Below are 24,555 nucleotides of genomic sequence, written 5' to 3' on the forward strand. Positions count from 1 at the left end.
AGCGTGAGCATGGATATTACCGATTTTTACCAGACATTTTTTGATGAAGCCGACGAATTGTTGGCCGATATGGAGCAACATTTGCTGGATCTGGTGCCCGAGGCACCGGACTCAGAACAGCTCAATGCTATCTTCCGTGCGGCGCATTCCATTAAAGGCGGTGCCGGAACGTTTGGATTTACCATTTTGCAGGAAACCACCCATTTAATGGAAAACCTGCTGGATGAAGCACGACGCGGTGAGATGCAGCTCAATACCGACATTATCAACCTGTTTTTGGAAACGAAAGATATTATGCAGGAACAGCTCGACGCCTATAAAAGTTCGGCAGAGCCTGATGCCGCCAGCTTTGAATACATCTGCAACGCGCTGCGTCAGTTAGCGCTGGAAGCCAAAGGTGAGGCGTCTGCGCCCGCTGTCCCTGCGGCAAAACTGAGCGTTGTTGACGCCGTGGCCGAACCCGATACGGCGCCTGACGCGCCCGCAGGAAAACTGCGCGTAGTGCTGTCACGTCTGAAGGAGAACGAGGTCAACCTGCTGGAAGAGGAGCTGGGGAACCTGGCGACGCTCAGCAACGTGGTGAAGGGCAAAGACAGCCTGGCCGCGACGCTCGACGGCGGGATTGGCCAGGATGACATCGTGGCGGTGCTCTGCTTCGTGATTGAAGCGGATCAGATTGCGTTTGAAACCGAGGCGGCGGCCGTTGAAGCGCCTGCTCCGGCAGAGAATACCCCTGCGGTAGTTGCCGCTGCCCCGGCCCTGAAAGCCGTGCCAAAAGAGACGGCCGCTCCGGCCCGCGGTGAAAAACCAGCGGCGCGTTCCAGCGAGTCCACGAGCATTCGCGTGGCGGTGGAGAAAGTGGATCAGCTGATCAACCTGGTGGGTGAACTGGTCATCACCCAGTCGATGCTGGCCCAGCGCTCCAACGAGCTGGACCCGGTGACCCATGGCGATCTCATCACCAGCATGGGCCAGTTACAACGTAACGCCCGCGATTTGCAGGAATCGGTGATGTCCATCCGCATGATGCCGATGGAATATGTCTTCAGCCGCTTCCCGCGCCTGGTGCGCGACCTGGCCGGCAAGCTCAACAAACAGATCGAACTCACGCTGATGGGCAGCTCCACCGAGCTGGACAAGAGCCTGATTGAACGCATTATCGATCCGTTAACGCACCTGGTGCGTAACAGCCTCGACCACGGCATCGAGCTGCCGGAAAACCGCGTAGCAGCTGGAAAATCGCCCGTGGGCAACCTGATCCTGTCAGCGGAACATCAGGGCGGCAACATCTGCATCGAAGTGACCGATGATGGCGCCGGCCTGAACCGCGAGCGCATTCTGGCGAAGGCGATTTCGCAGGGAATGGCGGTTAACGAAAACATGACCGACGAAGAGGTGGGCATGCTGATTTTTGCCCCGGGCTTCTCAACCGCAGAGCAGGTCACCGACGTTTCCGGCCGCGGCGTGGGCATGGACGTGGTGAAACGTAACATTCAGGAGATGGGCGGTCACGTTGAGATCCAGTCTAAGCAGGGCGCGGGCACCACGATTCGTATCCTGTTGCCGCTGACGCTGGCCATTCTTGACGGCATGTCCGTTAAAGTGGCGGACGAAGTCTTTATTCTGCCGCTGAACGCGGTGATGGAGTCCCTCCAGCCGCGTGAAGAAGATCTGCATCCGCTGGCGGGCGGCGAGCGCGTGCTCGAAGTGCGCGGCGAGTACCTGCCGCTGGTGGAACTGTGGAAAGTGTTTGAAGTGGACGGGGCAAAAACCGAGGCCACGCAGGGTATCGTTGTGATCCTGCAAAGCGCCGGACGCCGCTACGCGCTGCTGGTCGATCAGCTGATTGGTCAGCATCAGGTGGTGGTTAAGAACCTGGAAAGTAACTACCGCAAAGTGCCGGGGATCTCTGCTGCCACCATCCTGGGTGATGGTAGCGTCGCGCTGATCGTCGATGTATCGGCACTTCAGGGATTAAATCGTGAACAACGTGTGGCGAACACAGCCGCCTGATTAAGTAAAAGGTAATAACATGACCGGTATGAGTAACGTAACGAAACTGGCGGGCGAGCCATCTGGACAGGAATTCCTGGTTTTCACTTTAGGGGATGAAGAGTACGGTATCGACATCCTGAAAGTGCAGGAAATTCGCGGTTACGACCAGGTAACGCGCATTGCGAACACGCCAGCGTTTATCAAGGGTGTGACCAACCTGCGCGGTGTGATTGTGCCTATCGTGGACCTGCGCGTGAAGTTTAGCCAGGGCGATGTGGAGTACAACGAAAACACGGTGGTGATCGTCCTGAATCTGGGGCAGCGCGTGGTGGGGATCGTGGTGGATGGCGTGTCTGATGTGCTGTCGCTGACCGCCGATCAAATCCGTCCTGCGCCGGAGTTTGCGGTCACGCTGTCGACGGAATACCTGACGGGGCTGGGTGCGCTCGGCGAGCGTATGCTGATTCTGGTGAATATTGAGAAGCTGCTGAACAGCGAAGAGATGGCGCTGCTGGATATCGCGGCGAATCACGTAGCATAAAACAAAGCCGGGTGGCGGCTTCGCCTTACCCGGCCTACAAATGGCTCGAACACGTAGGCCGGGTAAGCGTCAGCGCCACCCGGCTCTTTTGTAACCTTACGCCTCCTGCTCCACCAGCGCTGATTCCGCTTCCCGCGCCCCTTCATTCTGCGACAGCATCGCCGTCGCAATCCCGTTCCCCAGCACGTTAATGGCCGATCGTCCCATATCCAGGAAATGGTCAATCCCCATCAGCAGCAAGATCCCGGCCACCGGAATGTTAAAGCTCGGAATAGTTGCCGCCAGCACCACCAGCGACGAGCGCGGTACGCCCGCAATCCCTTTCGAGGCCAGCATCAACGTTAACATTAGCACCGTCACCTCGGTGAAACTCAGGTGAATGTTGTATGCCTGGGCGATAAACATCGAGGCGAACGAGCAGTACACCATGGAGCCGACCAGGTTAAACGAGTAGCCGATCGGCAGGACGAAAGAGGCGATATTACGTGAACAGCCGAAGCGCGCTAACTGCTCCAGCGTTTTCGGGTATGCCGCTTCTGAGCTGCTGGTGGTAAACGCGACCAGCACCGGATCTTTCAGCATCGCCACCAGACGGAAAATCTCTTTTTTCAGTACCATGTAACCTACCGCCAGCAATACCAGACAGGTCAGAAGGATCGCCACATAGTAACCGCCAATGAACGAGGCATAGTTCAGCAAAATGCCCAGACCCTGAGTGGCAATCACGGACGAAATCGCGGCAAAAATGGCCAGCGGCGCAACGTACATCACATAGCCCGTCACTTTCAGCATAATGTGGGAGACCACATCCAGCGCCGCCACCAGCGGGGCGTTGAATTTTTGACCTAATGACGCGCCGCCGATGCCGAAGAACATCGAGAAGACCACAATTTGCAGGATCTCATTGTTCGCCATCGCGCCGGCAATGCTGGTTGGAATGGTGTGTGACAGGAAGGCTTTCAGCGACATCCCGCTAACGGCCAGGCCGGTATCAACCGTCTCTGTCGGAATGCTCAGGTTCAGACCGCTGCCGGGTTGTTCAAGGGTAACAATAAACAGCCCCACCAGAATGGAAAGCACGGATGAGCTGATAAACCACACCATCGCTTTACCCCCGACGCGTCCAATCGTCGACGTTTCACCCAGCTTCATAATGCCCACCGTCAGGGTGCTGAACACCAGCGGGGCAATCACCATCTTAATCAGCCGCAGGAAAATATCGGTCAGCAGGGTGATGTTCTCCGACCAGGCCTGTATCGCGTCGGGCGAAGCATACTCATGGATTGCCGCACCTGAAAGAATGCCCGCCAGCATGAAAATCACGATGAAGAGCGTGAGTTTGTTTGCACTTGCCACAAAAAGATCCTCTATGCGCTAAAAGAGTTTCCTGCGTCAATGCATACAAAATTTTTATTTAAGCGCAGGAAAATATTCGGGGCATAAATTGAAGTAAAGCTGCGTGAGTTACAACTTGTTTTTAATTTTTATGAAATTCGTTGTTTTTACTATGACGATATATTGTGACGAGTATCACATTACAGGCGATATATCCTCAAATTAAGCAAGAATAATGCCCGTTTTATTTTGCTAACTCTTTGTAATGTTTGTTAATAGTCTGTTAATTGGAGGGCGGGTGTCTCACCTTCGCTGAAAGTGGTTGAAGCGTGAACCATAAACTAAATTCTCAGTAACCGCGCCGGGGAATGTTTAAGCGGGGCTAACATACTGAACAGTATGAATAAAATAGGGTAAGCGGACCATTATTTCTTCTGGAGGGTGGTAAATGAAAAGAACACTTCTTTTTATCTGCGCGGGTACACTGCTGACGGCGGCGACTGTCGGTCAGGCGCTGGCAGTCACCAGTAGCGGTACTATCGGGGCGACGCTGACGTTGACGAACGGTTGTTTGATCAACGGCTCGCCAACGCAAAACGGCATTAACTTCGGGACACTCGATTTCGGGACCCATCCTGCGACATTCTCCACCCTGACAACCCAGTTAACCGGGGCCAGCGGCGAAACACCTTTACCATTCAATGTACCACTGCCAGTTACACGGTGGCGATCACCGGCAACACCAACGCGACCGCACCCGGAACCGTTGTCGGCACCCCCGGCACACCCGCCCGCTATCTGGTGAACACCGCCAATGCGGCACAGGGCGTGGCATACAGCCTCTATAGCGACAGCGGGTACAACAACGTTATCGCTAACAACGCCGCGTTGCCCGTAGCTTCCACAGCGGGCGGGGTGAACAGCTATACCCTCTACGGGCGCATAACGGGCGGCGGCAATAGCGTAACGGTTGTACCGGGAACCTATACCGACACGATTAACGTCAGCGTCACCTACTGATTCAGCCATGAAGGCATTGTGTTTATGTCTGCGCGAAAGCGCAGAGGGCGTCGTGCACCCTTTTTTGGCCCTGCTCGTCGGGCTGATGATGAACTGCGACGCCAGAGCGGTGACCTCCCAGTCCTTCAGGGTGAGCGCGACGGTAGTACCAGGGTGCTCGGTGAGTACCGGCACGGGCGGGCGCTTTGGGACGCTGGATTTTGGAACCCGTAACGGCGTGGACAACACGCCGGTCAGCACCAGCTTTGTCGCCGACGGTGCGTTGTCCATCGCCTGCACGCCGGGCGTGGCGCTGAGCATGAGCATTGACGGCGGCCAGAATTACAGCTCGGTGCGACGGATGACGCGTTCAGGTGGGACCGAAGTTGTTGGTTACCGGCTTTACAGCAGCAGCTCTCTGGCGGCGAACAGCGAAATTGGGGTTAACCAGGCCATACCGATTACCTATACCAACAGCAATAACATCGCGCTGCCTCTTTTTGGCGTCGCGCTCCTGACGGGGTTTAGCCTGCCGGGAACATATTCAGATCAACTCACCGTGACCTTGTCATGGTAGGAAAGGGAGAACATCGATGAAGCCATTTTTCAGGCGATCAGGCCTGGTGGGTCTGTTGGGGGCAACGGCTCTGGCAGCGGGCCAGGCGCAGGCAGCGGCAACCATTCTTTTGTGGCCCATCGATCCGTGGCTTTCGGCAGAGGCCAGAGCAACTGAATTGTGGATCCAGAATCAGGGCAACAGCGCCACGACAATGCAGGTGCGTATTGTGCGCTGGAAGCAGGAGGGCGGATATGAGCGTTACACCGCCCAGCAGGATGTGGTTGCCAGCCCGCCGATCGTGACCATCGCCAAAGGCAGTAAACAGCTTATTCGCCTGATCAAGCAGGGGACGATCCCGTCGGGGGTTGAGCAGGCCTACCGCATTATTGTGGATGAAATTCCCCAGCCGGATGCCAAAGCGGAACCGTCCATGGGCCTCAAACTGCAAATGCGCTATTCCATTCCCTTATTTGTTTATGGGCAGGGGATCCCCACCCTCAACGAAGGGGCGCACCACGCGCTGGCGAATACTCAACAGCTGAGCTGGCGGGTCGTTCAGGAAGGGGGGAAACCCGCGCTTCAGGTCCGTAATCAGGGGGATGTGCACGTCCGGCTCAGCCAGGTTACGGTTGAGCAGGGCGGGCAAAAACGCACGGTTGCCGAGGGGCTGCTGGGTTATGTGCTGCCAGGCAGCACCCGAAGCTGGCCGCTTCCGGCAGGGATTTATCAGCCGAACCGGATGAGCGCGCAAATTAATGCCAGGGATACGCAATGGCAATCGACGCCCGTCAACTGAAACCGGCGATGATGATCCTGCTTTGCGTCAGTACCAGCGCCTTTGCCGAAACCGGCGACGACAGTTTACCGCCGCCGCCGGATGCACGGACGATAAACGGCGAAGCAGTATTCCAGCTCGCCCTGGTGCTGAACCACTATGACACGGGTCTGGTGGTGCCGGTGACGCAGCGTGAGGGCGCCTGGTTTATTTCGGGCGCGGATTTGCTCCGCGCCGGGCTGCCGCCCGCGCATGTGCCAGCCGGAGAGGTGAATCTCTCGACGCTTACGTCGGTACGCGCAGAGTACGACAGCACGGCCCAGCGCCTGTTGCTGACGGTCCCCCGGGACTGGGTCGCGGCGCGGATCACGCCGTTCAGCGAACAGAGCACGCAAAGCAAACCGCACTATGGCCGCGGCGCGCTGCTCAATTACGACGTTTATACCAACCATTCCGAACACACGGGCGGCCAGGCGTCGGTCTGGCACGAGTTCCGCTATTTCAATGAGGATTATTCATTTTCATCGACGGGTTACGCCCGGCAGAATTTCACCGGTAACAGCGGACAGCAGGAAGGGTACGTGCGTTATGACTCTACGTTACTGATCACCAACGAAGAGGATGCCACCACCTGGTCCGCCGGGGACGTCATCAGCGATGCGCTGAGCTGGAGCACCAGCGTGCGCATGGGCGGGATCAGCTACGGGCGCGACTTCTCCCTGCGTCCGGATCTGGTGACCTGGCCGCTGCCGGCGTTTTCCGGCGAGGCGGCTGTCCCGACCTCGGTCGATCTCTTTATTAACGGCTACCGTTCCGGCTCCACCCGCCTTCAGCCGGGGCCGTTTACCCTCACCAATCTGCCGTATATCAACGGTGCTGGCGATGCAGTACTGGTTACCACTGATGCGCTGGGTCGTCAGGTGAGTACCACGCTGCCGTTTTATGTCAGCAGCGATCTGCTTAAGCAGGGGTTAAGCGACGGCGCCGTGACGCTGGGCAGCCTGCGGCGTAACTACGGTATTGAGAATTTTGACTATGGCCCGGCGGCGGGCAGCGGATCGTACCGCTACGGGGTGACCGACTGGCTGACGCTGGAGGGGCATGCGGAAGGGGCGGAGTCGCTGGCGCTTGGCGGCGCGGGCACGGTACTGAAGCTCGGGCGTTTTGGCGTGGTAAATACCTCGTGGACCCAAAGCCGCATGCGCGGCGATAGCGGCGGCCAGATAAACTGGGGCTATCAATACAACACCAGCGAGTTTAGCGTAGCGACCCAGCATACCCGACGTGATCGTGGTTTTGGCAATCTCGCCCTGTACGATCAGCCCACCGTTTATGATGAAAATGATAACCCCGTTGCCAGCCTGAGCCGCAATACCGACCAGTATTCCTTAACCTTTAACCTCGGCGGATACGGCAATATCGGCGCGGCGTGGATCGGCGTTGAGAGTTTTGACAGCCAGAAAACTGAGCTGCTCAACCTCTCCTGGAGCCGTAATCTGTGGGGCTCAAGCAGTATTTATCTGGCTGCCAGCCGTGACCAGCAGCGAGGCGACTGGACGGTTGCGCTGTCGTTGCAGGTTCCCCTCGGCGAACGTGACAGCGCCGCCGTCACCTTTGAAAACACCCCTGACGCAGGCAGCACTCAACGCATTAACTACAACCACTCGATGCCTTCAGACGGCGGCTTTAGCTGGAACATGGCCTGGGCCAACCAGTCGCGGTCGAGTAACTATCAGCAGGCCACGCTCGGCTGGCGGAATAACAACGTGGAGCTACAGGGCGGCGGCTATGGTGAGAAGGGCATGATGACCTGGTGGGGCGAGGCAATGGGCTCTGTCGTGCTGATGGACGGTGAGCTGTTTGCGGCGAACAAAATCAACGATGCGTTTGTGGTGATCAGCACCGACGGTCATCCGGATGTTCCCGTCAGCTACGAAAACCAGCCGGTCGGAAAAACCAATAACAAAGGCTATCTGCTGGTGAGCGGCGTTTCCGCCTATTACCCGGCAAGTTACCGCATTGATACCCTGAACTTACCTGCGGATACCCGGCTGAAAGAGACCGAGCGTCGGGTGGCGATTCGTCGGCATAACGGTTATCTGGTGGATTTCCCGATGGAGCAGGAGCGGGTTGCCAGCGTGATCCTGCACGATGCGCAGGGCAATGCGATCCCGGTAGGAAGCCAGGTCAGACGCGCGTCCCGGAGCAGCGCGGTTGTCGGCTACGACGGCCTCGCCTGGCTGGAAAACCTCAACGACGTGAATCCGCTCGAGGTTACCACCCCGGAGGGTAAACGCTGTACGGCAACGCTGACCGTTGGCGCAAACCCTGAACATAAGCTGCAAACCTACGGTCCGCTGACCTGTCGGGAGGCGCCGTGAGACGCCTGTTAATCGCGCTCCTGCTGCTGTGCTCCGGCGGCAGCTGGGCGGCCTGTACCGTCAGTACGGTGAATGCCTCGTTTGGCAGCGTCACCTCGTTCGCACTCAGCGGCACCGGGGAAGTGGAAACGACGGGCACGCTGGTGGTGACCTGCGATACCGTTCTCAACCTGTTAACTAACGACTCGGTGACGCTGAATTACACCTCGGCATCCGTCTTCGCGAATAGCCGGGCGACCATGAAGCGTACGGACAACGCGGCTATTACCGATGTCATCCCTGCGCGGCTGTGCGGGGCGTCCGGCTGCGGCGGAAACAGTGAAGTACAAATCAGCAAAGCTTATACCTGGAACGGAAATACGCTGCTCGGGCTGCTGGGTTCAAGGCGCTACAACATTCCCCTTTATTTCCGGACCGTAATGGGGCAGAACGTCACCGCCGGGCCGTATCAGGTGTTGTTAACGTTCAGCATTAACTACAACGTGTGCGCCGTTGGCGCGGTCGGAGCGTGCCTGACCCCGCAAACCGGTACGGCAACCACCTCGATCCTCCTCAACATGACCGTCACCAACGATTGCAGCACCATGACCACGCCGGACGTGAATTTTAACAGCGCGCCGCTGGTGCAAAATTTTCCCACCGTTTCACAGTCGGTTGCCGTCACCTGCACCAAAGGCAGCACCTACACCATAGGCATTAATAATGGGGCAAATGCCCTGAACAACGTGCGTCGTATGGTCAGCGGCAGCAACTTCATGAGTTACGACATCTACAAAGAGGCGACCAGCAACCGCTGGGGTAGCAGCGGCAGCGAGCGCTGGGCCAGCGCCAGCTCATCGCAGGTCAGTACGGACGGGCTTTTACGTACCTACAACTACACCGCCAAAGTTCTGACCAGCCAGGCCACGCCGCCTGCCGGAACCTATACCGACACGCTGATTGTCGACGTCGCATTCTGACTCCCGCGCTTTTCCCTTTCGCAAATGTAAAGTTCCTGTGGCCTGTGCCGATAACACCGTTAATAAATCTATGAGAAGGTGTTGTATGTTGAACCGTATCCGCGTTGTCACAATGCTTATGATGGTGCTGGTCATTTTCGCACTTCTTCAGCTTACTTCTGGCGGCCTCTTTTTCTCGTCGTTAAAACAGAACCAGGACAGCTTCGCGGCCTCGAACGATTTGCGTATGCAGCAAAGCGAACTGACCACGACCTGGGATCTGATGTTGCAGACGCGTATCAACCTGAGCCGCTCGTCTGCCCGCATGATGATGGACCCAAATAACCAGCAGAGCAGCGCAAAAACGGAACTGCTGAAGAATGCGCGCGCCACGCTGGCAGACGCGGCGAAACATTACGACGCCTTCAAAAAAATCGCCCCTCAGCCGGCAATGGCGCAGGCGAGCGCGAACATAGATGAAAAATATCAGGCCTACTTCGCCGGCCTCACGGAGCTGGTGCAGTTCCTGGAGATGGGCAATATGGACGCCTATTTCGCGCAGCCGACCCAGGGAATGCAGAACGCCCTCGGCGCGGCACTCGGCGAGTACGCTAAAGCCAGCGGCGAGCTTTATCACTCCGCGTTCACGCAAAGCCAGAACGACTACCGTTTCGCGAAATGGCAGATGGCGGTTCTCGCCCTCGCGCTGGTCATCGTACTGGTGGCCGTGTGGTACGGCATTCGTCATATCCTGCTTAACCCGCTTGGCCGCGTCATTGCCCATATCCGTGATATTGGCCGGGGCGATCTCACGAAAACGCTGACCGTTTCTGGCCGCAATGAGATCACCGAGCTGGCAACCAGCGTCGACCATATGCAGCGTTCGCTGATTGATACCGTCGCCAACGTGCGCGAGGGGGCGGATGCCATCTATACCGGCACGAGTGAAATCGCGATGGGCAACAACGATCTCTCGTCCCGTACCGAACAGCAGGCATCCGCTCTGGAAGAGACGGCGGCCAGCATGGAGCAGCTCACCGCGACCGTGAAGCAGAATGCCGACAATGCCCGCCAGGCGTCGCAGCTTGCAGAAAGCGCGTCCGACACCGCCCAGCGCGGCGGTCGGGTGGTCGACGGCGTGGTGAAAACCATGCATGACATTGCCGACAGCTCGAAGAAAATCGCCGACATCATCAGCGTAATCGACGGTATCGCCTTCCAGACCAATATCCTGGCGCTGAACGCGGCCGTTGAAGCGGCGCGTGCGGGCGAGCAGGGGCGCGGGTTTGCCGTGGTCGCCGGCGAAGTGCGTAACCTCGCCAGCCGCAGCGCCAATGCGGCGAAAGAGATCAAAGCCCTGATTGAAGACTCTGTTTCACGCGTGGATACCGGCTCGGTGCTGGTGGAAAGTGCGGGTGAAACCATGAATGACATCGTGAATGCCGTGACGCGCGTGACGGACATCATGGGTGAAATCGCCTCTGCATCGGATGAGCAGAGTCGTGGTATTGACCAGGTCGCCCTGGCGGTATCGGAAATGGATCGTGTGACGCAGCAAAACGCCGCCCTGGTGCAGGAGTCCGCTGCCGCGGCCGCTGCGCTGGAGGACCAGGCGAGCCGCCTGAAAATGGCCGTCTCGGCGTTCCGTCTTACTTCAAAAACGACAAATACGGTCAGCTCGCGGTCGGCGTACAGCGAAGCAACCCCGGCGCCCGTGACAACACGTACGCGCGCAGCGGTGACCGGACAAGATGAAAACTGGGAAACATTTTGACTGACAATTAAACCGCGGCTGCTTGCCGCTTGATGGGAGCGTGGATGTTAAATCGTATTCGTATCTCGACCACACTGTTTTTGATTCTGATCCTGTGTGGGGTTTTGCAGGTTGGCAGTAACGGGTTGTCTTTCTGGGCGTTTCGCGATGGCTATCAGAATTTGCAGGAAGTTGAGACGAGTAATCAGCAGCGCTCCGCACTGGCACAAACGCGTGCCGTGCTGTTGCAGGCAAGCACTGCGCTGAACAAAGCAGGGACGTTAACCGCGCTGAGCTATCCGCCGGAGGATATTAAGGCGCTGATGGTCGTGGCCCGCAGCAGCCTGAAGCAGGCCGACGCGCAGTTTAAGGCCTTTACGGCGCAGGAGGCGGTCAGTGAGAAAGAGAAAGCGCTGAAAGTCGCCATGAAAAAGACCTTTGATGTGTGGTACGGCGATCTCGACCATCAGGCGACGTGGCTGGAGAACAACCAGCTTTCTGACTTCCTGACCGCGCCGGTGCAGGCGTCTCAGGCGGCGTTCGACGGCAGCTTTAACGCCTGGCAGCAGGATATTAACCAGTTTGTGGCGCGTGCCGGTGCGGACAGCCGTACCAGCTACCGCATGTCAGGGGCGATTTTCCTGACCATGGTGATCCTGGCCGCCCTGCTGACCGGCGGCTCGCTGTGGTGGTCGCGCAAAATGATCGTCCAGCCGCTGGCCATCGTCAGCAGCCACTTCGACAGTATGGCGAAGGGCGATCTGGCGCGTCCGGTGGCCGTGTATGGCAGGAATGAAATATCAGCGATTTTCGCCAGCCTGAAGGCGATGCAGGGGTCGCTGCGGGAAACGGTAAGCAACGTTCGCCAGGGCAGTTACGCCATGCATACCGGGATCTCCGAGATTGCGGCAGGCAATAACGATCTCTCATCCCGCACCGAACAGCAGGCGGCATCGCTGGCGCAGACGGCGGCCAGCATGGAGCAGCTGACCGCGACGGTAAGCCAGAACGCCGATAACGCGCGTCAGGCGTCCGACTTGTCAAAACAGGCGGCGATGACGGCGAAACGTGGGGGCGATCAGGCCTCTCACGTCGCCAGTACGATGCAGGAGATTGCCGCCAGCTCGCAGAAAATTGGCGACATTATCAGCGTCATCGACGGGATCGCGTTCCAGACCAATATTCTGGCGCTGAACGCGGCCGTTGAAGCGGCGCGTGCCGGGGAGCAGGGGCGCGGGTTCGCGGTAGTTGCCGGTGAAGTCCGAAACCTCGCCAGCCGCAGCGCCAATGCGGCGAAAGAGATCAAAGGGCTGATAGAAGAGTCGGTCTCCCGCGTTCAGCAGGGCTCCGCGCTGGTGGATACCGCCGCGCAGACCATGCACGAGATTGTCACCTCCGTGACGCGGGTTAACGACATTATGGGCGAGATTGCCTCGGCGTCTGATGAACAACGCCGTGGTATTGAGCAGGTGGCGCAGGCCGTTACACAGATGGATCAGGTTACGCAGCAGAACGCCTCACTGGTGGAAGAGGCGGCGGCGGCGACCGATCAGCTGGCAAACCAGGCGGATCACCTTACCGGGTTGGTCGCCGTATTTAATGTGAAAGAGCACGTTGAAGCAGTAACAGAAGTCGGACGGTCACAGGCCGTGCCCGTTGTATCCTGAATGTGATTAAGAAGGCGCTATGACATCACCCATGCCCTCAGGGCAAACGTCATTATTGTTGCAGATGACACAGCGCCTCGCGCTGTCCGACGCGCATTTTCGTCGGATATGTCAGTTAATCTACCAGCGTGCGGGGATCGTGCTTGCGGACCATAAGCGAGACATGGTCTACAACCGGCTGGTGCGGCGCTTGCGTACGCTGGGGCTGGATGATTTTGGCCGCTATCTGAGCATGCTCGAAGCGAACCAGAACAGCGCCGAATGGCAGGCATTTATCAACTCATTAACCACCAACCTGACCGCGTTTTTCCGCGAGGCGCATCACTTCCCGGTGCTGGCGGAACACGCCCGTCGCCGTAGCGGAGAGTATCGCGTCTGGAGCGCGGCGGCCTCTACCGGGGAAGAGCCGTACTCGCTGGCCATCACCCTGGCGGACACCCTGGGCATGGCGCCGGGCCGCTGGAAAGTGTACGCCAGCGACATCGATACCGAAGTGCTGGAAAAAGCCCGTAACGGCGTTTATCGCCAGGATGAGCTTAAAACGCTGTCTCCTCAGCAGCTACAGCGTTACTTCATGCGCGGTACCGGCCCGCATGAAGGACTGGTGCGCGTACGCCAGGAGCTGGCGAACTGCGTGGAATTTGCTCCCGTTAATTTACTGGATAAGCAGTACAACGTGCCGGGGCCATTCGACGCCATTTTTTGCCGTAACGTGATGATCTATTTTGATAAAACGACGCAACAGGACATCCTGCGTCGCTTTGTTCCGTTGCTCAAGCCTGACGGTTTACTGTTTGCCGGGCACTCGGAAAACTTCAGCAACCTCGTGCGTGAGTTTAGCCTGCGTGGGCAAACGGTATATGCGCTGAGTAAGGAAAAAGCATGAGTAAAATCAGGGTATTGTCTGTCGATGATTCGGCGCTGATGCGTCAGATCATGACCGAAATCATCAATAGCCACAGCGATATGGAGATGGTGGCGACAGCGCCCGATCCGCTGGTCGCGCGGGATTTAATCAAAAAATATAACCCCGACGTGCTGACGCTGGATGTTGAAATGCCGCGCATGGATGGCATCGATTTCCTGGAAAAATTAATGCGCCTGCGCCCGATGCCGGTGGTGATGGTGTCATCTCTGACCGGTAAAGGTTCAGAAATCACCCTGCGCGCGCTGGAGCTGGGGGCGGTGGATTTTGTCACCAAGCCGCAGCTCGGCATTCGCGAGGGGATGCTGGCGTACAGCGAGATGATCGCCGAGAAAATCCGTACCGCGTCGCGCGCAAAACTCGCGGCCCACAAGCCGATGGCAGCTCCGGCAACCCTGAAGGCAGGGCCGTTACTCAGCTCGGAAAAGTTGCTGGTCATTGGGGCGTCAACCGGAGGAACAGAGGCAATTCGCCATGTACTCCAGCCATTGCCGCTCTCAAGCCCGGGTATTCTGATTACGCAACATATGCCGCCAGGGTTTACCCGTTCGTTCGCGGAGCGCCTGAATAAGCTGTGCCAGATCAGCGTGAAAGAGGCGGAAGACGGCGAGCGCGTGCTGCCGGGTCACGCCTATATCGCCCCGGGTGACAAGCACATGGAGCTGGCGCGCAGCGGGGCGAACTATCAAATCAAAATTCATGACGGGCCGCCGGTTAACCGGCACCGTCCGTCGGTGGATGTGCTGTTTCATTCGGTGGCGAAACATGCGGGGCGCAACGCCGTTGGGGTGATCCTGACGGGGATGGGCAACGACGGCGCCGCCGGAATGCTTGCGATGCACCAGGCTGGCGCCTGGACGATTGCGCAGAATGAAGCAAGTTGTGTGGTGTTCGGCATGCCGCGCGAGGCCATCAATATGGGTGGCGTAAGCGAAGTGGTCGATCTTAGCCAGGTAAGCCAGCAGATGCTGGCGAAAATCAGTGCCGGACAGGCAATACGTATTTGACTCAGGAGTATTATTTTATGGCGGATAAAGAGCTTAAGTTTTTGGTTGTGGATGACTTTTCCACCATGCGTCGCATTGTGCGCAACCTGCTGAAAGAGCTGGGCTTCAACAATGTTGAAGAAGCAGAAGACGGGGTGGATGCGCTGAACAAACTCCAGGCTGGCGGGTTTGGTTTTGTGATTTCCGACTGGAACATGCCGAACATGGACGGTCTCGAACTGCTGAAAACCATCCGCGCGGATGCGGGCATGGCCTCTCTGCCGGTGCTGATGGTGACCGCAGAAGCGAAGAAAGAGAACATTATTGCCGCTGCACAGGCGGGCGCAAGCGGCTACGTGGTGAAGCCATTCACCGCGGCGACTCTGGAAGAGAAGCTCGGGAAGATCTTCGAGAAACTCGGCATGTGAGGTGATGGATATGTTGCAACCTGCTATGAAACCCGTTGAAGAACATTCGCCGAGCGACATTATTGCCCGCATTGGTAGCCTGACCCGCATGCTGCGCGACAGCCTGCGCGAGCTGGGGCTGGACCAGGCTATCGCCGAAGCGGCGGAAGCCATCCCTGACGCGCGCGACCGTCTGGACTACGTCGTGCAGATGACCGCGCAGGCGGCCGAGCGTGCGCTGAACAGCGTTGAAGCCTCGCAGCCGCACCAGGATGCGATGGAGAAGGGGGCGAAAGCGCTGAGCAAACGCTGGGATGAGTGGTTTGAGAACCCTATTGAGCTGGCGGATGCCCGCGAACTGGTAACGGATACCCGTCAGTACCTGGGTGACGTGCCGGGACACACCAGCTTCACTAACGCCCAGCTGCTGGACATCATGATGGCACAGGATTTCCAGGACCTCACCGGCCAGGTGATCAAGCGCATGATGGATGTGATTCAGGAGATTGAACGTCAGCTGCTGATGGTGCTGCTCGAGAACATACCGGAACCGGCTGCCCGTCCGAAACGCGAGAACGAAAGCCTGCTCAATGGTCCACAGCTTGACACCAGCAAAGCGGGCGTGGTGGCGAGCCAGGATCAGGTGGACGATCTGCTGGACAGTCTTGGTTTCTGATTGCCCGTTCTGCCTCAGGTCGTTAACGCGGCCTGAGGCAGCTCAGAACAAAAACAGTGAAAAGAGCCCGAATAAACGGGCTTTTCCCGCCATTGGATTTTCTCTGCGCTGGCATGATACCCGTGAATTAATGGGCTGCGAGCAGGCACAGTGGCAGAAGAGAACGACGACAAAACAGAAGCCCCCACACCCCACCGACTTGAAAAAGCCCGTGAGGATGGGCAGATCCCCCGATCCCGAGAGCTGACATCCCTGCTGATCCTGGTGGTGGGCGTCTGCATAATCTGGTGGGGCGGGGAGATGCTCGCCCGCAGACTGGCGGGAATGCTCTCGGCTGGCTTACGTTTTGATCACAGCATGGTCAATGACCCCAATCTGATCCTCATTCAGATCATCAACCTTGTGAAAAGCGCGATGATCGCCTTGCTGCCGCTGATCGCGGGGGTGGTCATCGTGGCCCTGGTTTCGCCGGTCATGCTCGGTGGCCTGGTGTTCAGCGGAAAATCGCTGCAACCGAAATTTTCTAAGCTCAATCCGTTCCCCGGCATTGCGAAAATGTTTTCCGCGCAAACCGGGGCTGAGCTTCTTAAAGCGATCCTGAAATCGCTTCTTATGGGCAGTACCGCCGGGTTTTTTCTGTGGCACCACTGGCCGGAGATGATGCGCCTCATCAGCGAGTCCCCGATGACGGCGATGAAGAATGCCCTGAACCTGGTCGGGTTATGCTCGCTGCTGGTGGTACTCAGCATTATTCCGATGGTGGCGTTCGACGTTATCTTCCAGATCTATTCCCATATCAAAAAGCTGCGAATGTCGCGTCAGGACATCCGCGATGAATATAAACAGATGGAAGGCGACCCGCACGTTAAGGGCCGTATCCGCCAGATGCAGCGCGCCGCCGCGCGTCGGCGCATGATGGAAGATGTGCCGAAAGCCGACGTCATCGTCACCAACCCGACTCACTATTCCGTGGCGCTTCAGTACGACGAAAACAAAATGAGCGCGCCGAAAGTGGTGGCGAAAGGGGCCGGGCTGATTGCGCTGCGCATTCGTGAAATTGCCACGGAAAACCGTGTGCCGATCCTGGAAGCACCGCCGCTGGCTCGCGCGCTGTATCGCCACGCGGAAATTGGACAACAGATCCCGGGCCAGCTCTACGCCGCTGTCGCAGAGGTGCTGGCCTGGGTGTGGCAACTGAAACGCTGGCGTTTAGCGGGCGGTCAACGACCTGTAAAACCTGAGAACCTGCCGGTGCCTGAAGCACTGGATTTTTTGAACGAGAAGGACACTGATGGCTAATCTGGTGGCAATGTTGCGCCTGCCCGGCAACCTGAAATCGACGCAATGGCAGATCCTTGCCGGACCGATTCTGATCCTGTTAATTCTGTCGATGATGGTGCTGCCGTTACCGGCATTTATCCTCGACCTGCTTTTCACCTTCAACATTGCCTTGTCCATCATGGTGTTGCTGGTGGCGATGTTCACCCAGCGCACGCTGGAGTTCGCCGCGTTTCCAACGATCCTGCTGTTCACCACGCTGCTGCGCCTGGCGCTGAACGTTGCCTCCACGCGTATCATCCTGATGGAAGGGCACACCGGCGCGGCGGCGGCGGGCAAGGTGGTCGAAGCCTTCGGTCACTTCCTGGTGGGCGGCAACTTCGCCATCGGTATCGTGGTGTTCGTCATTCTGGTGATTATCAACTTCATGGTTATCACTAAAGGGGCGGGGCGTATCGCTGAAGTGGGCGCGCGCTTCGTGCTCGACGGGATGCCGGGCAAGCAGATGGCCATCGACGCCGACCTGAATGCCGGGCTGATCGCGGAAGATGAAGCGAAAAAACGCCGTGCCGAAGTGACCCAGGAGGCAGATTTCTATGGCTCCATGGACGGTGCGAGTAAGTTTGTGCGCGGTGACGCCATCGCGGGCATTCTGATCATGGTGATTAACGTCGTCGGCGGCCTGCTCGTCGGCGTGCTGCAACACGGCATGGACATGAGCCACGCGGCGGAAAGCTATACGCTGCTGACCATTGGTGACGGTCTGGTGGCGCAGATCCCGGCGCTTGTGATCTCCACCGCGGCGGGCGTGATTGTGACTCGCGTCAGTACCGATCAGGACGTGGGCGAGCAGATGGTGGGGCAGCTCTTCAGCAACCCGCGCGTTATGCTGCTCTCCGCGGCGGTGCTGGGCCTGCTCGGTATGGTGCCGGGCATGCCAAACCTGGTATTCCTGCTGTTCACCGCTGCGCTGCTGGGGCTTGCCTGGTGGATGCGTGGCCGGGAAACGCAGCCTAAGGCAGAGCCTGCGCCGGTCAAAATGCCTGAGAACACCCAGGCGGTGGAAGCCACCTGGAACGACGTACAGCTCGAAGATTCGCTGGGGATGGAAGTGGGGTACCGCCTGATCCCGATGGTGGATTTCCAGCAGGATGGTGAGCTGCTTGGCCGTATCCGCAGCATTCGTAAAAAATTCGCCCAGGATATGGGCTTCCTGCCGCCGGTGGTCCACATCCGGGACAATATGGATCTCCCGCCCGCGCGCTACCGCATCCTGATGAAAGGGGTGGAAATCGGCAGCGGTGATGCGTACCCCGGCCGCTGGCTGGCGATTAACCCGGGCACCGCCGCAGGCACGTTGCCGGGTGAGCAGACGACCGACCCGGCCTTTGGTCTGGCGGCAATCTGGATTGAGAGCGCCCTGAAAGAGCAGGCCCAGATTCAGGGTTACACGGTCGTTGAGGCCAGTACCGTGGTGGCAACGCACCTCAACCACCTGATTGGCCAGTTCTCCGCGGAACTGTTTGGACGTCAGGAGGCGCAGCAGCTGCTCGACCGCGTAACGCAGGAGATGCCGAAGCTGACCGAAGATTTGGTGCCGGGCGTACTGACCTTAACCACCCTGCACAAAGTGCTGCAAAATCTGCTCGATGAGAAGGTGCCCATTCGCGATATGCGTACCATCCTTGAGACGCTGGCCGAACATGCGCCGCTGCAAAGCGATCCGCACGAACTGACGGCGGTGGTGCGCGTGGCGCTTGGACGCGCCATTACCCAGCAATGGTTCCCGGGAACCGGCGAAGTGCAGGTCATTGGCCTGGACACGCCGCTGGAACGTCTGCTGCTTCAGGCGTTGCAGGGCGGTGGCGGGCTGGAGCCGGGTCTGGCGGACAGATTACTGGCGCAAACCCAGGAGGCGCTGGCGCGTCAGGAGATGCTGGGCGCGCCGCCGGTGCTGCTGGTGAATCACGCGCTGCGTCCGTTGCTGTCGCGCTTCCTGCGCCGGAGCCTGAACCAGCTGGTAGTGCTGTCGAATATGGAGCTGTCCGATAACCGCAATATTCGCATGACGGCGACCATAGGAGGGAAATAATGCGTAAGTGGCTGTGGATCTTACTTTTCCCGCTGGCGGCGCAGGCCGCAGGCGAGGGGGCATGGCAGGCCAGCAGTATCGGCTTGACGCTCAACCATCGGGGGGAGTCGATCTCCTCCCGTCCGCTGTCCGCCTCTGAGCCCGTGTCCGGGCAGATGACGCTGGTGGCCTGGAATTACACCCTGACGGGACCCACACCGGCCGGGTTGCGGGTGCGGCTGTGCTCGCTGACCCGCTGCGCGGAAATCGAGGGTCAACGTGGCACTACCCAGGCCTTCAACGGGGTGTCTGCTCAGGAGCCTTTACGCTTTATCTGGGAAGTGCCAGGCGGTGGACGTCTCATCCCGGCGCTGAAGGTTCAGCGCAACGAGGTGCTCGTCAACTACCGCTAACTGCCCGCCTTTTCGCCAGTCTCCAGGCATTTCTGAAGGCTGGCTCGCAAAAATGACCTTCCCTTTTGATACAAAAGAAACGCTGTTTTATAAATCAGTGACACGCGTATTGACACTCTTTGCGTTTTTGCCATTCACCACTTTGTGATGGCAGAAACAGAAAGGTATCAACAGGTCGATACTTTTACTGTAGCCGTGTAAAAACTCCCGGACGAGGTTGCTTACAGGGAGTCTCCCAAAACTGATTAGGGTTGACGGCAATGAAAACACGTAAAATTGGACTCGCAAATTATTTTGCTTACGGGTCAGGGGACTTCCTCGGGGCGGGGACTACCGCCCTGACGGCCGCCTGGCTTTTGTATTTTTATACCACCTTCTGTGGACTCACACCGATTGAAGCAACCTTTATCTTCGCTGCCGCAAGGGTGCTGGATGCGGTTGTCAGCCCGTTAATGGGCTTTTTAACCGATAACTTTGGCACCACCTGGCTGGGCAAGCGCTTTGGCCGTCGTAAGTTCTTCATCCTGCTCGGTATTCCCTGCGTTTTCAGCTACTCGCTGATGTGGGTAGGGGACATGAGTTTCTGGTACTACCTGCTGACCTATCTGATCTTTGATATCGTCTACACCATGATCCTGGTGCCATACGAAACGCTGGTGCCGGAGATGACGGACGATTTCAAACAGAAAACCAAATTCTCCGGGGCGCGAATCTCTATGGCGCAGATGTCCGCCATTCTGGCCTCCTTCCTGCCGGGGATCCTGCTCACGCATTTCGGCAAAGACAACGCGATCTCCTTCTTCTATGCAAGCCTGGTCTTCTCCGTACTCTGCGCGCTGATGCTTACTTTCGTCTGGTTCTTCACCTGGGAGCGTCCGCGCGAAGAGTGGTCTGAAGCGGCTCTGCGTGCCGAGGAAGAGAAGAAAAAGCTGACCCTGGGCCAGAGCCTGAACCGTCTTTTTGTCGAATTAAGTTCGACGCTGCGCATCAAGATTTTCCGCCAGCATCTGGGGATGTACCTTGGCGGCTACATCGCCCAGGACGTCTTTAATGCGGTGTTCACCTATTACGTGGTATTTGTGCTGATGCAGGAGGCGTCAATGGCGTCCAACCTGCTGGGCACGATGGCCATCTTCCAGTTCCTCGCCGTGATCGGCATGATCCCGCTGTGCATTCGCTTCGGACCTGCGCCGTCTTACCGCATGGTGGTCGTGCTGTTTGGTCTGGCCTCGCTCTCTTACGCGGTGCTTTATTACGCGGGCCTGAGCGACGTTTACGCTCTGCTGCTGCTGATCTCTGCGGTTGCCGGTCTTGGCCGCGGGGGTATCAACTACGTACCGTGGAATACCTACACCTACATTGCTGACGTGGACGAAGTGATCACCGGTCAGCGTCGCGAAGGGATCTTCGCGGGCATCATGACGCTGACCCGTAAAGCGTCTCAGGCCGGTGCGGTGATGCTGGTGGGGATCGTGATGCAGATGTCGGGCTTTGTCAGCGGGCAAAAAGTGCAACCTGCGGAAGTGAGCCACACCATTCTGATGATCCTGAGCGTTGGCACTATTCTGGTGCTGTTCTGCGGCTTCCTTGTCTCCCTGCGCTTCAAACTCAATTTGCAGACTCACAGCACCCTGCGTGAAGAGACCGCGAAAATGCGCGAGTCCGGCCATGCGATGCCAGAGGCGGTGACCCCGCAGGCCCGCGCTACCGTGGAGATGCTGGCGGGAATGCCGTATGAATCCCTGTGGGGCAACAACAACATCGGTTATCTGAATCGCAATAAGCCGGTGGCCCCTTCGCTGAAGGATCGCGCGGTACTGAATTCGACATACAACAGAGGTTAAGATGATGAAAGTTTGGCCTGTCAAACATAGCCCGTTACTGCGTCAGCCTGAGCGCTTTATCGCCAGGGATGAGCTGAAATCGCTGATTCAAAAGGTGACGCATAACCTGGTCAATATCCACGACAAAACGGGTGAGTTTTTGCTGCGGCTGGACGACGGGCGCGTGATCGACACCAAAGGCTGGGCCGGATGGGAATGGACCCACGGCGTCGGTTTATACGGTATCTGGCAGTATTACTGCCAGACCGGTGACGAAGGCATGCGCGAGATTATCGACAGCTGGTTTGCTGACCGTTTCGCTGAAGGCGCAACCACCAAAAACGTGAATACCATGTCGCCGTTCCTGACGCTGGCGTATCGCTACGAAGAGACCAAAAACCCTGCCTGGCTGCCGTGGCTGGAAAGCTGGGCGGAATGGGCGATGAATGAGATGCCGCGCACCGAACATGGCGGCATGCAGCACATCACCCTGGCGGAAGAGAACCATCAGCAGATGTGGGATGACACGCTGATGATGACGGTGCTGCCGCTGGCGAAAATCGGCAAGCTGCTGAACAAGCCGGAGTACGTCGAGGAGGCGATCTATCAGTTCCTGCTCCACGTACAGAACCTGATGGATCGGGAGACCGGACTGTGGTTCCACGGCTGGAATTACGACGGCAATCACAACTTTGCCCGGGCTCGCTGGGCGCGCGGCAACAGCTGGCTGACCATCGTGATCCCGGATTTCCTCGAGCTGGTGGATCTGCCGGAAAACAACGCCGTTCGTCGCTATCTGGTGCAGGTACTGAACGCGCAGATCGCCGCACTGGCAAAATGTCAGGACGAGAGCGGATTGTGGCATACGCTGCTGGACGATCCTGATTCTTATCTGGAGGCGTCGGCCACGGCAGGGTTTGCTTACGGCATTCTGAAAGCCGTGCGCAAGCGTTATGTCGGCGCAGAGTACGCAGAGGTGGCGGAGAAAGCGATTCGCGGCATCGTGCAAAACATCTCGCCGGAAGGGGAGCTGCTGCAAACGTCCTTCGGGACGGGGATGGGGAGCGATCTGGCGTTTTACCGCCAGATACCGCTGACCTCGATGCCGTATGGCCAGGCAATGGCGATTCTGTGTCTGACGGAATATTTGCGGAAATATTTCTGATAATAAAAAACCCGGCGCTCGCCGGGTTTCTTTTTTACATACGTTCTACGGTTTCGATACCCAGGGTATCCAGACCGAGCTTCAGTGTCTTCGCCGTCAGCTGCGCCAGCTTCAGGCGGCTGTGACGCACCGCTTCGCTCTCGGCAGAGAGGATAGGGCAGTGTTCGTAGAAGCCAGAGAACAGACCGGCCAGATCGTACAGGTAAGCACACATAACATGCGGCGTACCGTCACGCGCGACCACGGAGAGCGTCTCTTCGAACTGAAGCAGGCGGGCAGCCAGCTGTGCTTCACGATCTTCGGTAAGGGTCACCGTGGCATTCGCCAGCACGCTTTCGTCGATATTGGCTTTACGGAAGACGGAGAGTACGCGGGTATAAGCGTACTGCATATATGGCGCCGTGTTGCCTTCAAACGCCAGCATGTTGTCCCAGTCGAAGATATAGTCGGTGGTACGGTTCTTGGAGAGATCCGCGTATTTCACCGCGCCGATCCCAACCGCGTTAGCCAGTTTCTCCAGCTCGTCAGCAGGCATATCCGGGTTCTTCTCGGCCACCAGGCGACGCGCGCGTTCCAGCGCTTCATCCAGCAGATCGGAAAGCTTCACGGTGCCGCCCGCACGGGTTTTGAACGGCTTACCGTCTTTACCCAGCATCATGCCGAACATGTGATGTTCCAGCGGCACGGAATCCGGCACATAACCCGCTTTACGCACGATAGTCCACGCCTGCATCAGGTGCTGGTGCTGACGGGAGTCGATGTAATACAGCACGCGATCCGCATGCAGGGTTTCGTAACGGTATTTCGCACAGGCGATGTCGGTGGTGGTGTAGAGATAGCCGCCATCCTTTTTCTGGACGATCACACCCATCGGTTCGCCTTCCTTGTTTTTATACTCATCAAGGAACACCACCGTTGCGCCTTCGCTTTCCACCGCCAGATTTTTAGCTTTCAGGTCCGCCACAATGCTTGGCAGCATCGGGTTATACAGGCTTTCACCCATCACGTCGTCACGGGTCAGGGTCACGTTCAGACGGTTATAGGTGAGCTGATTCTGGGACATGGTAATGTCCACCAGCTTGCGCCACATCTCGAGGAAGTACGGGTCGCCGCCTTGAAGTTTCACCACGTAGCTGCGCGCGCGCTCGGCGAAGGCTTCATCTTCGTCATAGTGCTTTTTGGCTTCACGGTAGAAACCTTCCAGGTCTGCCAGCGCCATTTCGCCTGCGTTTTCCTGCTGCTGCTTTTCCAGATACGCGATCAGCATGCCGAACTGCGTGCCCCAGTCGCCTACGTGGTTAGCGCGGATCACCTTGTGACCAAGGAACTCCAGGGTACGCACCGCCGCGTCACCGATGATGGTGGAGCGCAGGTGACCGACGTGCATCTCTTTCGCCACGTTTGGCGCGGAGTAGTCAACCACCACGGTCTGCGCTTCTGGCTGAGCCACGCCCAGACGGTCAGACTTCAGCGCCGCGTCAACGTGGCTTGCGAGGAATGCAGGCTCAAGGAAAATGTTGATAAAGCCTGGACCGGCGATTTCGGTTTTGCTGGCGATGCCGGTGAGATCCAGATGCGTCAGTACCTGCTCAGCGAGCTGTCGCGGCGGCATGCCCAGTTTTTTAGCCACTGCCATCACGCCATTAGCCTGATAGTCGCCAAACTGTACTTTCGCTGACTGACGAACCTGTGGTTCGCAATCCGCAGGCGCACCTGCGGCAATCAGTGCCTGACTGACTTTTTCTGAGAGAAGAGCCTGAATATTCACCTGGATACCTTACGTTTTTGATGCGGGTAAAAAACACCCACGCCAGTTTAAGAATTTAGGGCGGGAGTATACTGCAAATGCCTTCGGGCGTCAGCCCTGC

General features: G+C 57.8%; 19 protein-coding genes and 1 pseudogene. 18 read left to right on the plus strand and 2 right to left on the minus strand.

From position 1 onward, the window contains the following. The first annotated feature begins 3 nt into the window (after positions 1 to 3). Positions 4 to 2,013 carry a chemotaxis protein CheA gene (cheA, locus tag ACOTX5_RS07660; protein WP_017384416.1) on the plus strand — a complete coding sequence of 670 codons (2,010 nt, stop codon included), beginning with the start codon at positions 4 to 6 and terminating at the stop codon, positions 2,011 to 2,013. Positions 2,014 to 2,032: 19 nt separating this feature from the next. Then, positions 2,033 to 2,536 (plus strand): chemotaxis protein CheW, encoded by a 504-nt coding sequence (gene cheW / locus ACOTX5_RS07665; RefSeq protein ID WP_039270525.1) that lies wholly within the window; start codon positions 2,033 to 2,035, stop codon positions 2,534 to 2,536. A 96-nt stretch (positions 2,537 to 2,632) separates the two neighbouring features. On the opposite strand, the gene ACOTX5_RS07670 is transcribed toward cheW, so the two are convergent. Further along, a complete protein-coding gene (locus ACOTX5_RS07670; RefSeq protein ID WP_017384415.1) occupies positions 2,633 to 3,892 on the minus strand; it encodes a dicarboxylate/amino acid:cation symporter in 1,260 nt (419 codons plus the stop codon). 427 nt (positions 3,893 to 4,319) lie between these two features. Here ACOTX5_RS07670 and ACOTX5_RS07675 point away from each other — a divergent pair. The 16 genes and pseudogenes from ACOTX5_RS07675 to ACOTX5_RS07750 all read left to right on the plus strand — a co-directional run bounded on the left by ACOTX5_RS07675 (position 4,320) and on the right by ACOTX5_RS07750 (position 22,687). Continuing rightward, a pseudogene (locus ACOTX5_RS07675) lies at positions 4,320 to 4,891 on the plus strand (spore coat U domain-containing protein). A 7-nt stretch (positions 4,892 to 4,898) separates the two neighbouring features. Then, complete coding sequence (locus tag ACOTX5_RS07680; RefSeq protein WP_045341286.1) at positions 4,899 to 5,447, plus strand: Csu type fimbrial protein; 549 nt, start codon at positions 4,899 to 4,901, stop codon at positions 5,445 to 5,447. Positions 5,448 to 5,463: 16 nt separating this feature from the next. Next, positions 5,464 to 6,225: a fimbrial biogenesis chaperone gene (locus ACOTX5_RS07685; protein WP_039270529.1), complete on the plus strand. Its 762-nt coding sequence runs from the start codon at positions 5,464 to 5,466 to the stop codon at positions 6,223 to 6,225. Next, positions 6,201 to 8,585 (plus strand): fimbria/pilus outer membrane usher protein, encoded by a 2,385-nt coding sequence (locus tag ACOTX5_RS07690; protein WP_047727514.1) that lies wholly within the window; start codon positions 6,201 to 6,203, stop codon positions 8,583 to 8,585. Before ACOTX5_RS07685 ends, ACOTX5_RS07690 begins: the two co-directional genes overlap by 25 nt. After that, complete coding sequence (locus ACOTX5_RS07695) at positions 8,582 to 9,544, plus strand: Csu type fimbrial protein (protein ID WP_039270532.1); 963 nt, start codon at positions 8,582 to 8,584, stop codon at positions 9,542 to 9,544. Before ACOTX5_RS07690 ends, ACOTX5_RS07695 begins: the two co-directional genes overlap by 4 nt. 85 nt (positions 9,545 to 9,629) lie before the next feature. Continuing rightward, a complete protein-coding gene (tar, locus tag ACOTX5_RS07700) occupies positions 9,630 to 11,297 on the plus strand; it encodes a methyl-accepting chemotaxis protein II (protein ID WP_023303904.1) in 1,668 nt (555 codons plus the stop codon). A gap of 44 nt (positions 11,298 to 11,341) precedes the next feature. Then, entirely contained in the window at positions 11,342 to 12,943 is a 1,602-nt protein-coding gene (gene tap / locus ACOTX5_RS07705) for a methyl-accepting chemotaxis protein IV (RefSeq protein WP_017693235.1), read from the plus strand. Positions 12,944 to 12,962: 19 nt separating this feature from the next. Next, positions 12,963 to 13,829 (plus strand): protein-glutamate O-methyltransferase CheR, encoded by an 867-nt coding sequence (gene cheR, locus ACOTX5_RS07710; protein WP_017384409.1) that lies wholly within the window; start codon positions 12,963 to 12,965, stop codon positions 13,827 to 13,829. Then, a complete protein-coding gene (locus ACOTX5_RS07715; protein ID WP_014884341.1) occupies positions 13,826 to 14,875 on the plus strand; it encodes a protein-glutamate methylesterase/protein-glutamine glutaminase in 1,050 nt (349 codons plus the stop codon). The genes cheR and ACOTX5_RS07715 overlap by 4 nt, the downstream gene beginning before the upstream one ends. Before the next feature lie 17 nt (positions 14,876 to 14,892). After that, positions 14,893 to 15,282, plus strand: coding sequence for a chemotaxis response regulator CheY (gene cheY, locus ACOTX5_RS07720; RefSeq protein WP_000763862.1), 390 nt, complete (start codon positions 14,893 to 14,895; stop codon positions 15,280 to 15,282). Between the two features lie 10 nt (positions 15,283 to 15,292). Next, positions 15,293 to 15,937, plus strand: coding sequence for a protein phosphatase CheZ (gene cheZ / locus ACOTX5_RS07725; RefSeq protein WP_003859718.1), 645 nt, complete (start codon positions 15,293 to 15,295; stop codon positions 15,935 to 15,937). Between the two features lie 150 nt (positions 15,938 to 16,087). After that, positions 16,088 to 17,236 carry a flagellar biosynthesis protein FlhB gene (flhB, locus tag ACOTX5_RS07730; protein WP_006811100.1) on the plus strand — a complete coding sequence of 383 codons (1,149 nt, stop codon included), beginning with the start codon at positions 16,088 to 16,090 and terminating at the stop codon, positions 17,234 to 17,236. After that, positions 17,229 to 19,307: a flagellar biosynthesis protein FlhA gene (gene flhA, locus ACOTX5_RS07735; protein WP_023303902.1), complete on the plus strand. Its 2,079-nt coding sequence runs from the start codon at positions 17,229 to 17,231 to the stop codon at positions 19,305 to 19,307. Before flhB ends, flhA begins: the two co-directional genes overlap by 8 nt. Then, positions 19,307 to 19,699, plus strand: a complete 393-nt coding sequence (gene flhE / locus ACOTX5_RS07740; protein ID WP_023303901.1) for a flagellar protein FlhE — start codon at positions 19,307 to 19,309, stop codon at positions 19,697 to 19,699. Before flhA ends, flhE begins: the two co-directional genes overlap by 1 nt. Positions 19,700 to 19,959: 260 nt before the next feature. After that, positions 19,960 to 21,543, plus strand: a complete 1,584-nt coding sequence (locus ACOTX5_RS07745) for an MFS transporter (RefSeq protein WP_023303900.1) — start codon at positions 19,960 to 19,962, stop codon at positions 21,541 to 21,543. A 4-nt stretch (positions 21,544 to 21,547) separates the two neighbouring features. Further along, a complete protein-coding gene (locus tag ACOTX5_RS07750) occupies positions 21,548 to 22,687 on the plus strand; it encodes a glycoside hydrolase family 88/105 protein (protein WP_026080697.1) in 1,140 nt (379 codons plus the stop codon). A 34-nt stretch (positions 22,688 to 22,721) separates the two neighbouring features. Here ACOTX5_RS07750 and argS read toward each other — a convergent pair whose 3' ends face one another. Next, positions 22,722 to 24,455, minus strand: coding sequence for an arginine--tRNA ligase (argS, locus tag ACOTX5_RS07755; RefSeq protein ID WP_045911148.1), 1,734 nt, complete (start codon positions 24,453 to 24,455; stop codon positions 22,722 to 22,724). Between the last annotated feature and the right edge of the window lie 100 nt (positions 24,456 to 24,555).

The sequence above is a fragment of the Enterobacter cloacae complex sp. IR5441 genome (genome assembly GCF_049238215.1).
Taxonomy (GTDB): Bacteria; Pseudomonadota; Gammaproteobacteria; order Enterobacterales; family Enterobacteriaceae; genus Enterobacter; species Enterobacter hormaechei_C.